General features: G+C 37.8%; 12 protein-coding genes. 2 read left to right on the top strand and 10 right to left on the bottom strand.

All coding sequences use genetic code 11. The features are described from left to right. Positions 1-147 precede the first annotated feature (147 nt). The 5 genes from H4J41_RS15420 to mioC form a co-directional block, all read right to left on the bottom strand. On the bottom strand, positions 148-1038 hold the full coding sequence (locus H4J41_RS15420; protein ID WP_182136218.1) for a ParB/RepB/Spo0J family partition protein: 891 nt from the start codon (positions 1036-1038) through the stop codon (positions 148-150). Positions 1039-1049: 11 nt separating this feature from the next. Continuing rightward, a complete protein-coding gene (locus H4J41_RS15415; protein ID WP_182136217.1) occupies positions 1050-1853 on the bottom strand; it encodes a ParA family protein in 804 nt (267 codons plus the stop codon). Positions 1854-1891: 38 nt separating this feature from the next. Further along, complete coding sequence (rsmG, locus tag H4J41_RS15410) at positions 1892-2518, bottom strand: 16S rRNA (guanine(527)-N(7))-methyltransferase RsmG (RefSeq protein WP_182136216.1); 627 nt, start codon at positions 2516-2518, stop codon at positions 1892-1894. Positions 2519-2548: 30 nt separating this feature from the next. After that, on the bottom strand, positions 2549-4438 hold the full coding sequence (gene mnmG / locus H4J41_RS15405) for a tRNA uridine-5-carboxymethylaminomethyl(34) synthesis enzyme MnmG (protein ID WP_182136215.1): 1890 nt from the start codon (positions 4436-4438) through the stop codon (positions 2549-2551). Between the two features lie 410 nt (positions 4439-4848). Continuing rightward, positions 4849-5292: an FMN-binding protein MioC gene (gene mioC, locus H4J41_RS15400; protein ID WP_182136214.1), complete on the bottom strand. Its 444-nt coding sequence runs from the start codon at positions 5290-5292 to the stop codon at positions 4849-4851. 160 nt (positions 5293-5452) lie between these two features. On the opposite strand from mioC, the gene H4J41_RS15395 reads away from it, so the two are divergent. Further along, the gene (locus H4J41_RS15395) at positions 5453-5872 is read left to right on the top strand and encodes a sel1 repeat family protein (protein WP_182136213.1); all 420 of its coding nucleotides are present in this window, start codon (positions 5453-5455) and stop codon (positions 5870-5872) included. A gap of 605 nt (positions 5873-6477) precedes the next feature. Here the strand turns inward: H4J41_RS15395 and mnmE are convergent. The 5 genes from mnmE to rpmH form a co-directional block, all read right to left on the bottom strand. Continuing rightward, entirely contained in the window at positions 6478-7863 is a 1386-nt protein-coding gene (gene mnmE / locus H4J41_RS15390; protein ID WP_182136212.1) for a tRNA uridine-5-carboxymethylaminomethyl(34) synthesis GTPase MnmE, read from the bottom strand. A gap of 546 nt (positions 7864-8409) precedes the next feature. Continuing rightward, complete coding sequence (gene yidC, locus H4J41_RS15385; protein WP_182136211.1) at positions 8410-10050, bottom strand: membrane protein insertase YidC; 1641 nt, start codon at positions 10048-10050, stop codon at positions 8410-8412. A 6-nt stretch (positions 10051-10056) separates the two neighbouring features. After that, the gene (gene yidD / locus H4J41_RS15380) at positions 10057-10305 is read right to left on the bottom strand and encodes a membrane protein insertion efficiency factor YidD (protein ID WP_182136210.1); all 249 of its coding nucleotides are present in this window, start codon (positions 10303-10305) and stop codon (positions 10057-10059) included. Next, positions 10272-10595 carry a ribonuclease P protein component gene (gene rnpA / locus H4J41_RS15375; protein WP_404842458.1) on the bottom strand — a complete coding sequence of 108 codons (324 nt, stop codon included), beginning with the start codon at positions 10593-10595 and terminating at the stop codon, positions 10272-10274. Before rnpA ends, yidD begins: the two co-directional genes overlap by 34 nt. A gap of 74 nt (positions 10596-10669) precedes the next feature. Next, complete coding sequence (gene rpmH / locus H4J41_RS15370; protein ID WP_070375296.1) at positions 10670-10804, bottom strand: 50S ribosomal protein L34; 135 nt, start codon at positions 10802-10804, stop codon at positions 10670-10672. A 479-nt stretch (positions 10805-11283) separates the two neighbouring features. On the opposite strand from rpmH, the gene dnaA reads away from it, so the two are divergent. Continuing rightward, positions 11284-12645: a chromosomal replication initiator protein DnaA gene (gene dnaA, locus H4J41_RS15365; protein ID WP_182136208.1), complete on the top strand. Its 1362-nt coding sequence runs from the start codon at positions 11284-11286 to the stop codon at positions 12643-12645. Positions 12646-12654 lie beyond the last annotated feature (9 nt).

The following is a 12654-nucleotide window of genomic DNA, read 5'->3' as shown; positions in this document are numbered from 1 at the left end:
ATTATTAATGAATTATAAAAGCAAAATGACAAACAGCAAATAAATAGCCATTTTCAAGTTGCTCAAAAATGGCTATTTAACGGTTTTTATTATTTGAATCTAGGTTAGTAAACCTTGTCTATTTTAGCGGCTTACTTTCAGGTCGCGCTAGAAAGAATTAAAGCGTGAAACAATACCATCAAGTTCTGATAGGTCACTGTAAGATATCACTAATTTTCCTTTGCCTTGTTTATTGTGATTTATTGCAACCTGCGAGCCCAATTTTTCAGATAAGTTTTGCTCTAATGCCTTAGTATTAGGATCTACCGACTTGGTGACTGTTTCTTTCGCCGGTTGTTGTAATTTTTTAATTAATGCTTCTGTTTCGCGCACGTTTAACTCTTTTGCTACTACAATACGTGCCGTATTCGTTTGAATGTCATTATCTAACGCTAATAGTGCTCTGGCATGGCCCATCTCGATATCGCCATGCTCAAGCAAGGTTTTAACTTCACTGTTAAGATTATTTAAGCGTAATAAGTTACTTACCGCCGTTCTTGACTTGCCAACCGCATCGGCAACTTCTTGATGGGTCAATTCAAATTCAATCAGCAATCGTTCTAATGCGATAGCTTCTTCCATCGCATTTAAGTCTTCACGTTGAATATTTTCTATTAAAGCAATCGCCACTGCCGCTTCATCGGGCACATGTTTTATTAAACAAGGTACGGTATCTAATGCTGCTATTTGAGCGGCACGCCAACGACGTTCACCGGCTATAATTTCATAACTGTGCTCGCTGACTGGCCGGACAATAATAGGCTGAATAATACCTTGCGATTTAATGGAGTTTGCCAAGTCATCTAAGGCTTCTGCCGACATATCTTTGCGCGGTTGATACTTGCCAGGATGCAATTGCTCTATTGGTAAATTATGTAATTCTGCATTTTTACTGGGCGTATCTGTTTTATCACCTAGATTACCGGTTAAATCTGCTGATGGTTTTGTTAATAAGGCATCAAGACCGCGACCTAGACCTCTGCGTTTAGTTTGACTCATAATATTCCTTATTATTCTTCTGTAGTGACTTGCGGTGTAGAGGTTTTTTTCGGTTCTGCACGACGTAGTATTTCACCCGCCAAGGCAAGATAAGCTTTTGCACCTGTAGATGATTTATCGTAGTACATCACTGGAGCACCAAAACTGGGTGCTTCTGCTAGGCGCACATTACGTGGAATAACAGTACGATAAACTTTATCACCGAAATGGCGCTTTAATTGCTCAGAAACATCATTCGCTAAACGGTTACGAGGGTCGTACATAGTACGTAAAATACCTTCAATATGGAGTTTACTATTAACCACTGACGTTAGTTGTGAAATGGTATCCATTAAAGCGGTTAAACCTTCTAAAGCGTAATACTCACATTGCATCGGCACTAACACTGAGTCTGCAGCGGTCATGGCGTTAACCGTCAACATATTTAATGACGGTGGACAGTCAATAATAATATAATCGTAGTCTTGACTTACTTTTGATAAAGCATTTTTCAGACGATGCTCTCGAGAATAAACCTCCATTAATCTGATTTCAGCCGCAGTTACATCACTATTTGCGGCAATAAGATCATAAATACCCGCTGTATTTCTACAAACGACGTCTTCAAATGGACGCTCTTCGATCAGTAATTCGTAGCATGTTGCTGGAACTTCATATTTATCTATACCGCTACCCATAGTAGCGTTACCTTGGGGATCAAGATCGACCAGTAAAACTTTACGTTTAGTTGCCGCCAGTGAAGCAGCAAGATTGACCGAGGTTGTCGTTTTACCAACACCACCTTTTTGATTTGCAACCGCAATTATTTTTCCCACAGGATCCTCAATACTTTTCTGCTCAAGTTTATTATGAATTATGATTTAACTAATTCAATCAAATGGCGTTCGCCGTCTAATTGAGGAACGGCAATAGCATAACTATTGGCAACCGCTATATTAATTGGTAAAGCCGCTATTTCATCACTAGGATAAATACCTTTCAATGCTAAGAATCGGCCGTGATCAACACTGACTAAATGTTCACACCAAGTTACCATATCGTTTAATGATGAAAATGCTCGACTTAATACGCCATCAAAAGGTTGCTCTGGATGATATTGTTCAACACGTGATTTAACCGGTGTGACATTATTAAGCTTTAATTGGAAAACGACTTGCCTTAAAAAGGTAATTCTTTTGCCTAAACTGTCTAATAATACAAAATTACGCTCAGGATACAAGATAGCAAGCGGAATACCGGGTAAACCTGGTCCAGTGCCAACATCAATAAATGACTGACCTTTAAGGTGCGGACCCACCATTAAACTATCCATGATATGTTTTATCATCATATCTTTAGGATCGCGTACTGAGGTTAGATTGTAGGCATTATTCCATTTGTTTAATAATTCAACGTACTGGATAAGTAAAGAAATTTGCTCTGTTGAAACCTCAAGTGAGGTTTCCTTGATCAGAGCAACAAGTTGGTCAGATAATGTCATAAGGTTGAATCTTTCGTTTATGCTGACTATTTAAGCACTTTTGCGTAATAAGCCATGTTTTTTCAGATAAACCAATAATAACGAAATTGCTGCTGGAGTAATACCAGAAATACGCGATGCTTTACCAATAGTTTCAGGGCGCGCATCTGAAAGCTTAGCAACAACCTCATTTGACAAGCCTGATATTTGGCTAAAATCGTAGTCTCTTGGGATTAACGTGTTTTCATGGCGTTTCTTTTTCGCTATTTCATCCAGTTGTCGGTCAATATAACCGGCATACTTTATTTGAATTTCAATTTGCTCTGCAGCTTGTTTGTCTGCGAGTTTAGGTCCTAAACCTTCAATAGCGACTAGATCGTCATAGCGAACTTCTGGACGTCGAAGCAGATCCTCTAAACTATTCTCACGACTTAAAGGCGTCTTCAACAAGCTATTTACTTGATCAACCGCTGGATGATCCTTTTGTAACCAAGTCGAACGTAAACGTTGGCGTTCAAGCTCAACATTTTCCATTTTCTCATTAAATCGTTGCCAACGTTGATCGTCAACCAAACCTAAAGCACGACCTTTTTCTGTCAGGCGTATATCAGCGTTATCTTCGCGTAACAATAAGCGATACTCAGCTCGTGAGGTGAACATACGATAAGGTTCTTTGGTGCCTAAGGTTGCTAGGTCATCAATTAGCACGCCCATGTAAGCTTGATCTCGGGTTAATACGAGTTCTTCTTTGCCTTGCACTCTCGCCGCGGCATTAGTTGCTGCAACAAGCCCTTGAGCCCCGGCTTCTTCATAACCGGTAGTGCCATTAATTTGGCCAGCAAAATAAAGGTTTTCAACAAATTTACTTTCTAGCGTTTGCTTTAAATCGCGAGGATCGAAAAAATCATATTCGATCGCATAACCTGGTCGGGTGATATGGGCGTTTTCAAAACCTTTGATCGATCTAACAAGATCCATTTGCACATCAAATGGCAAGCTAGTAGAAATACCATTGGGATAAATTTCATGGGTGTTTAAGCCTTCAGGCTCGACAAATATTTGATGGCTGTCTTTATCAGCAAAACGGTGTATTTTGTCTTCAATTGATGGGCAATAACGTGGTCCTACGCCTTCAATAACACCGGTATACATGGGTGATCGGTCTAAACCTGATCTAATAATATCATGGGTTTTTTGATTAGTATGGGTAATAAAACATGAAACTTGTCTTGGATGATCCTCTCCTGAGCCCATGTAAGAAAATACCGGTCTAGGATCATCACCTGGTTGTTCTGCCATAACAGAAAAATCAAGAGTTCTGCCATCTAAGCGTGGCGGTGTTCCAGTTTTTAAGCGATCAATTCTAAAGGGCATATCACGTAAACGATCCGCAAGGTTTACACTGGCGGGATCACCGGCTCTTCCGCCTTGGTAATTATTTAAACCAATATGGATTTGGCCTGCTAGAAAAGTACCTACGGTTAGCACAACGCTTTTAGCTTTAAATTTCAAACCCATTTGAGTAGAAACACCTACGATCTTATTATTTTCTAGAATAAGATCGTCACAGGGTTGTTGAAATATAGTTAAATTTTCTTGGTTTTCTAGATAGTTTCGGACAAAGTTCCGATATAAATTTCTATCAGCTTGTATCCGAGTAGCCCGAACAGCAGGGCCTTTGCTGGCATTTAAGGTTCTAAATTGTATTGCAGCATGGTCAGCTGCAGTTGCCATTATGCCACCGAGGGCGTCAATTTCTTTAACCAAATGACCTTTGCCAATGCCGCCTATCGCTGGGTTGCACGACATTTGACCAAGGGTGTCAATGTTGTGGGTTAACAATAATGTTTTACAGCCCATGCGAGCTGCTGCGAGTGACGCTTCTGTTCCAGCATGACCACCACCAACAACAATTACGTCATAAGACTCTTGATACCACATAAATTACTGACCTTAGTTTTTTGCTATTTAATTTTTAAGAGCGATATTTTAGCGCCTTTTTCGCTTCAGGGGAATGATCTAATTTAGGAAAAGATCTAAGCTTGATCCTTAAGTAATATATAAAGATCTCTTTAAAGATCTTACTATTATTACTTATTAAGGTCGCCATTTTCTGTTGATAAGTCATTTTTTTTCATATAAAACAATATATTAATACCCATGTATTCTTGTGATCAAGCTTTGATCAAGTCAGTTATAAGCTCTGATCAAAACAGCTACTTATCCACAGGGTGATTTAATTTCATTTCTATACACTGAATAATAATAGAAAATTAATAGCTTTTACCCAGAGTTATCCACAATGGTGTTTTTGTAGGGCTATAATTGTTAATAACTTATGGGTAAGTTGGTTATAAATGATCTTTGTTTTCAAATAACCAAGTTTGAGATCGTTCTTCTGGATCTATATCTTGACTCATATCTAATGTGATCAAAGGTATTATTTCATTGCAACCTATTGATAATAGTAGTTTATTGATATTTTTTGCTGCGTAGCAAAAGGTATCATAATTTGAATCACCCAGACCGATCGTTAGAAATTTAACTGAGGATAGATCTTGATCGCTATTTTCAAGATCTGTCACGAATGCTTGAATATTATCGGGATAGTCGCCAGCACCATGTGTTGAGGTACAAATTAACCAAGTTTGTTTTTCGCTTAATATTTGCGCAAAATCTGGTTGAAAATGTAGTTCAACTTGATGACCAAGCGCAGTTAATGTTTCTTCACAGGCCTCTGCGACATATTCTGAGCCGCCTAACATACTACCAACGATGACTTGAAATGAGCTCATTTACTCTTCCTATTTAAGTATTTTATCTTGTTTTAGATTAAATTTTTTATATGTTTTTTATATTATAAAGTTACAAGTAACACATTATTACAATTGAAAAAACATTGAAATATCAAAATAGTTATTCTTAATTCAATACAAAATTTGCTTTGGAATTAAGATGAATAGACCTATTAGTTATTTAATTATTACCACAATCATACTCTCTATCTCATTTTTCAGTCATGCTTTCTCCTCAGAGAAGGTACTTGATATTATTAGTTATAACAAAGAATTGAAAACGGCTATCAGGTTATATCAAGTCAACGATTATAATGAAGCTTTACTTAAGCTTGAAATATTTGCTAAAAGAGGCGATAAAACTGCGCAGTATATTGTTGGTACTATGTATTTAAATGCACAAGGTACAAAACAAGATTTAACTAAAAGTTACGGGTGGCTTACTGTTGCCAACGAACAAAGAACTCAAGCATGGGCATTGCCACTAAAAATGCTGGACGATAAACTACCTGTCGAGTATTTAGAAATATTAGCGTTAGAGGGAGAAAAATATATAAAGTTATATGGTGCTAAAAGTTAGCGCTTAAAATGTAAAAATGTAAAAACATTAGGCTCTAAGCAACCATCGCATAGGTGTAATAAAATTGAGATTGTTAATGGCTATTATTTTGTTGAAGATTTAGATGTAATGGCGATTGATTAACCTATAATAATTGATTATTTTTCATTAACTAAGGCTAAAGTTTATATTATCCACTGTGAGGTTTATCAAGTAAATTTGGCTATCTTTATTTGTCTTTATTTGGCCTTAAGGGTTACTATGATTTAAGCGCTTTGTCTGCTGGTTTATAGTCTGCCTATCTTAAACCCTATACGGGAATTAATGATAGACAGTTATATCGATATTATTACCGAGATCGTTATTTGATTTATAAAGTGCGATTTACTCTAATTATGCGTTTAGTACCCATCTTATTAAGCTGACAAATATTCATTATCTCTCTTGTTATTACTATAGGATCTCCCTGATAAAACTTAGCTCGTCTATCGGCTCCTTTTCCTTTCCTTGTAATAAAAAGTCTTTGATTTTTGCTCCATAAATTGTTGAATATAAAGCTTATTTTAAAATATAGTGCTAAATTAATTTGCTTTAATTCTCTGTAATTTAGCACCATATTATTTTTTTTATTTACCAATACAAAAGGATGAAAATATTTCACTTAATAGATCGTCATTGGTAAATTCACCGGTGATTTTATTGAGTTCTTGCTGACAAAAACGTAGTTCCTCAGCCAAAATTTCACCAGCTACATAGGATTCAAGTTGCTCTAAGCCAATAATTAAATGCTGGTGGGCTTGTTCAAGAGCGACCAAGTGACGTCGTCTGGCCATAAAACCTCCTTCGGTGCTACCTTGGTAACCCATGATATGTTTTAGGTGCTCAGTTAGCTCTGTAACGCCTGCACCTGTTTTAGCCGACAAGGTTATTGTCGGTGTGGCATTGAGTTCACTGTAACCGGTTTTTGCTTGGCTAATATCAGCTTTGTTTCTAATAATAGTTAAGCCGATATTAATGGGTAACTTTTCAAAAAACTCTGGCCAAGCTGCTTTTGGATCCTCGGTTTCATCCTGTGCAGAGTCAATCATTAGTAAGACACGGTCTGCTTGTTTGATCTCCTGCCAAGCCCTTTCAATACCTATTTTCTCTACTTCATCGACACTTTCTCTTAACCCTGCGGTATCAATAATATGCAGTGGCATGCCATCGATGTGGATTTGCTCAGATAATACATCACGCGTGGTGCCTTCAATGTCAGTGACTATGGCACTTTCTTTACCACTAAGGGCATTAAGTAAGCTTGACTTACCGGCGTTAGGTCGACCGGCAATAACCACCCGCATGCCTTCACGAATAATACTGCCTTGTTGGGCTTTATTCTTTACTTCTGCGACTTGGCTAATGATGGCCTTTAAGTCGTTGAGCACTTTCACGTCGGCAAGAAAATCTATTTCTTCTTCTGGAAAGTCTATCGCGGCTTCCACATACATGCGTAAATGTATAGTGTCTTTTACCATTTGATGGACCAGTTTAGAAAAATCGCCTTGTAACGAATGTAAAGCACAGCGTGCTGCTTGTTCTGAGCTTGAGTTAATTAAATCGGCTATAGCTTCTGCTTGGGTTAAATCAAGTTTATCATTAAGAAACGCCTGTTCACTAAACTCACCAGGGCCGGCCATGCGTACCTTAGGTAGCGTTAAAATCTCTTTGAGCAACATATCTAAAATAACCGGACCTCCGTGGCCCTGTAGTTCTAAAATATCTTCACCGGTAAAGGAGTTAGGGCCTTTAAAATAGAGTGCTATGCCTTGGTCTAGTGCTCGGCCTTTATGATCTTTAAAGGTTAAATATTCGGCTTTGCGCAATTCAGGCACTTTACCTAATATGGCTTGAGCGACATTTTTAACTTCAGGCCCTGAAACCCTGATGATACCAACACCACCTCTGCCTGGAGCTGTAGCTTGTGCTGCTATGGTTTCTTTTTGGCCTGATGTAAAAGCTAGGTCGGTCATGTTAGTTTCTCAGTTAACGGTTTAGGCTTTAATGGGCGATATTATAAAGCCTTAATTACCGGCTGCAAATGTACTCTGAGCTATTGTGTAATTTATTCTGCTTTGAATGGCATAAGCGCTTGATATGAGTCTTGGTATTGGTGAATAGTCGCTAGTTAATGTTAGTTATCTTTGTCGTATCTTGTTTGCTACAGTCGGCATTAGTGTTTTCGGTGTTTATTTTTACAGGCAGGAACCAATGAGAGAAGAAGCAGGGATAACTAAGTTCACTATTTTAAGGTTAAATGTAAGGAAAACTAAAGCCATTTTGAGCGCTGTCATTCATAGATACTTTATTTTTTGATAAAAAAGATGAATATCACAACACCTCTTGTATTTGGCTGTTTTACTTAGCTTTAAAGTAGATTAGATAATGAATGAAACTGCCTTAACTATATCCTCGTTGATTATTTTTTTGCAAAATATTCAAGCAAAGTTTAATAACCTCAAATTTAAGTTATAAAAAAAGGTAGCCTGAGCTACCTTTTTAGTCGATAAAAAATAACCTTATTTGGCTTTTTCTTTCTCTTTGGCCTTTTCGATGCCCGAGAATATTATCTTCATTTGTGCAATTGAAATAAGGTTACTGACCAACCAGTAAAGTACTAAGCCAGATGGGAACCAGAAAAAGAATACCGTAAACATCACTGGCATATATTGCATTATTTTTTGTTGCATAGGATCTTGCACTGTCATTGGCTGCATTTTTTGCATAATGAACATACTGACACCCATTAATACTGGCAAAATGTAAAACGGGTCTTGTGCTGATAGATCCTGTATCCACAACATAAAGGGTGCATGACGTAATTCAACACTTTCCAAAAATACCCAGTATAGTGCTAGGAAAATAGGCATTTGAATAATTAAGGGTAAACAACCACCAGCAGGATTTACTTTTTCTTTACGATAAAGTTCCATCATGGCTTGTGACATTTTTTGTTTATCATCACCTAAACGCTCTTTTAGCTGCGCCATTTTAGGTTGTAGTGCCCGCATCTTAGCCATTGAGGTATATTGCGCTTTCGTTAATGGATACATACCACCTTTAACGATAAGGGTAATGATAATAATCGCTACACCCCAGTTAGTTACAATAGATTGAATTTTGATAAGCAACCAGAATAATGGTTGGCTGATCATGAATAAAAATCCGTAATCAATTGTTAGATCAAGGTTTTGTTCAATACTTTCTAATACATCTTGGTCTTTTGGACCGACATAAAAAGTCGCTGATGTGGTTGCTGTGCTGTTAGGCTCAATCGTTATTGCCGGAGCTTTAAAGCCGATCACTGCGTCTTTGTTACTAGAGTATCTAGTATATAATTGATTATCTGAAGTTTTTTCTGGTACCCAAGATGATACAAAATAGTGTTGCAACATAGCAACCCAACCACCTTGAGTTGTAACACTCAGGTTGGCTTCAGCGATATCATCAAAGTCATATTTTTCGTATATATCTTCAGTTGTTGAATAGGCCGCACCGACATAAGTCGGAATTAAACCGCTTGAGCTATCAATTAAAGTGGTTTGCTTTAGTTGTGCATACATTTGTACGCTTGCAGGGCTTGTCGCGTTATTGGCAATGATATATTCAACATTAATGGCATAGCTGTCGTAATTGAGCGTAAAACGCTTAGTAACAGACAAACCGGCGTCATCAAGATAATTTAAATCAATGACTAGCGGCTCACCAGCGTCTGCTTGATAAGAAGTCGCTGATGTTTGATAAATAGGTCGACCAGGAATAACACGGTCTAAACCTTGTGCGCCAGTTAAGCCACTTTGCGCTACATAGCGGTCACGGTCGTTGCGCAATATAGTAAAGGGTATGCCATTACCTTGTTCGGTATCGAACTTAAGTAATTTAGCTTCAACAATGTCGCCGCCGTTAGTATCAATTTTTAGTGATAAAACATCATTTTTTACTGTAATTAGTGTAGCACTAACTACTTTTGTTTCATTGCTGATAGACGTTGCTGTAGCTGATGACTCAGGAACAAATTCGCCGTTACTAGTACTTGGCGTTGTTTGTTGAGTTACTGCTGGTTGCTCAAGAATTGGAGCTTTGTCTGTTTGCCATTGGTTAAATAGCAAATAGGTAACAACCATAAGCGCAATAAAAAGAAAACTGCGTTGGGATTCCATAATGTCTTATTTCTCTTTTTTTGATAGTGGCACGGGATCAAGTCCTCCCGCATTAAGTGGGTGGCATCTTAGTATACGTTTGCTTGCTAACCAACAACCTTTTATCACACCAAAGCGATTAATTGCTTCTATCGCGTAAAAAGAGCATGTTGGATTAAATCTACAATGGGGTCCAAGCAATGGGCTAAGCCAGCGCTGGTAGGCTTTTACTAGTGTAATAGCTACTTTTTGTGGCGTTGAATTATTTTTCGCCATATTTTTTCCAATTGCTGATTAATTTCTTTATTTTCGAGCTTGTCAGTGCCAGATTTTACCATAACGACTATATCAACAAAGGGAAGGTTATGTTGATTTAAACGGAAGCTCTCGCGAATTTGTCGTTTGATACGATTTCGTTGAACAGCTAGTTTCACCCGCTTTTTAGCAATGGCTAGACCGAGACGGTTATTATTATCAGAATTTGGAGTGACGAGTATGGTGATGTGGCTAGAGCCAAAACGAAGAGGTTTTGCGAATACAGCTTGAAAATGACCGGGAGTCAACAAACGTGACTCCCGATTAAATTCATAAGTAACCATAGCGGTCACTGTTCTTTTAACTTAAGTTTCAAGTTAGAAGATTAAGCACTAAGGCTTTTACGGCCTTTAGCACGACGACGTGAAATTACAGCACGTCCGTTTTTCGTAGCCATACGAGCACGGAAGCCATGGTTGCGCTTACGTTTTAATACACTAGGTTGAAATGTTCTTTTCATTACGCTAATCCGTCTGTTGTTGTTGCCCTGGCAAAACAGCCTTCATGAGCACACTGGGTCTAAAAATGAAGCGAAATTCTATATAGAGAACTATACTTTGTCAATGCTTATTCACTAGCTATTTTCAAATGATCGTCTATGGATCGTCCGGATCACAAATATATCCACAGTTTTATCACAATTTAGCTTTTTCGCAGCAAGTAACTCGGCCATATTCAGTAATAATTAAATAGTATATTGAAATATTTTTTAACACTAATTTGCGATTAAAAATAGGCAGGGAGCCTAATTTAACTGAGTTTACTAAAAATAACTGAAAATAAAAGCCATTTATTGAAAAGTCAATATTGATGTTGTGGATAACTATAGAGATAATAGGCTAATTATAAAAATTAATTTTTTTTACTTTTCTGTATTTTTATCGGCCATTTTATTGGTTATTAAACGCAGGGCGAATAGTATTTATCAGGAGTCGGTTGTTGGATCATACACTTTGGCAAAAATGTTTGTCTGTTCTTCAAGAAGAATTGCCCGCACAACAATTTAGTATGTGGATACGTCCACTACAGTGCGTGATCACAGACAATATTATGACGTTATATGCGCCAAATCGATTTGTTTTGGACTGGGTTAGAGACAAGTATGTTAATCGCATTAATGAACTTGTGGGGATGCAAGACAGTGCAAACCCACCATTATTGCGTTTTGATGTGGGTAGTATCCCAGCACAAAAGACTAATATTCCAAATAGTATTAACCAATTGCAACCCAATATTAGAACGCCAAATCGAGATACTCCACCACCAGAAAGTAATTTACCAAAAACAACCAATATCAGAGTTAAATACACCTTTGATAATTTTGTTGAAGGTAAGTCAAATCAATTGGCCCGCGCTGCGGCGTCACAAGTGGCTGATAATCCAGGCGCAGCTTACAACCCTTTATTTATTTATGGTGGTACTGGCCTAGGTAAAACACATTTATTACATGCAGTCGGTAATGGTATTTTACTTAATAAACCCAATGCAAAAATTGCCTACATGCATTCAGAGCGGTTTGTGCAAGATATGGTGCGAGCGTTACAAAACAACGCGATGGAAAAATTTAAACAATATTACCGTTCAGTTGATGCCTTGCTTATTGATGATATTCAATTCTTTGCCGGTAAAGATCGTACGCAAGAAGAGTTTTTTCATACTTTTAATGCCTTACTTGAAGGCAATCAACAAATCATTTTGACCAGTGATCGCTATCCAAAAGAAGTGGATGTTGAAGATCGTTTGAAATCTCGCTTTGGTTGGGGATTAACCATCGCCATTGAACCACCAGAATTAGAAACTCGTGTCGCCATATTAAAACGCAAAGCACAAGAAAGTCATATCAATTTAGCTGACGAAGTTGCCTTCTTTATTGCTAAACGCTTGCGCTCAAATGTTCGTGAATTAGAAGGCGCTTTGAATAGGGTAATAGCAAACGCTAACTTTACGGGGCGAGCCATCACGATTGATTTTGTTAGAGAAGCTTTGCGCGACTTATTAGCTTTACAAGACAAGCTAGTCACTATTGATAACATCCAGCGCACGGTTGCAGAATATTATAAGATTAAGGTGGCAGATTTACTGTCTAAACGCAGAAATCGCTCAGTAGCTAGACCGCGTCAAATTGCCATGGCATTATCTAAAGAGTTAACTAACCATAGTTTACCTGAAATTGGTGATGCCTTCGGTGGTCGTGACCATACGACTGTATTACATGCCTGTCGTAAGGTAAAATCTTTACGTGAAGAGTCTCACGATATTAAAGAAGACTATTCAAATTTAACCAGAACATTGTCATCATAATAATAAGTA

Source organism: Colwellia sp. MB3u-45 (genome assembly GCF_014077005.1).
Classification (GTDB): domain Bacteria; phylum Pseudomonadota; class Gammaproteobacteria; order Enterobacterales; family Alteromonadaceae; genus Cognaticolwellia.
The sequence above is the reverse complement of the archived record's forward strand: the minus strand, read 5'-3'. Positions and strand labels throughout refer to the sequence as shown.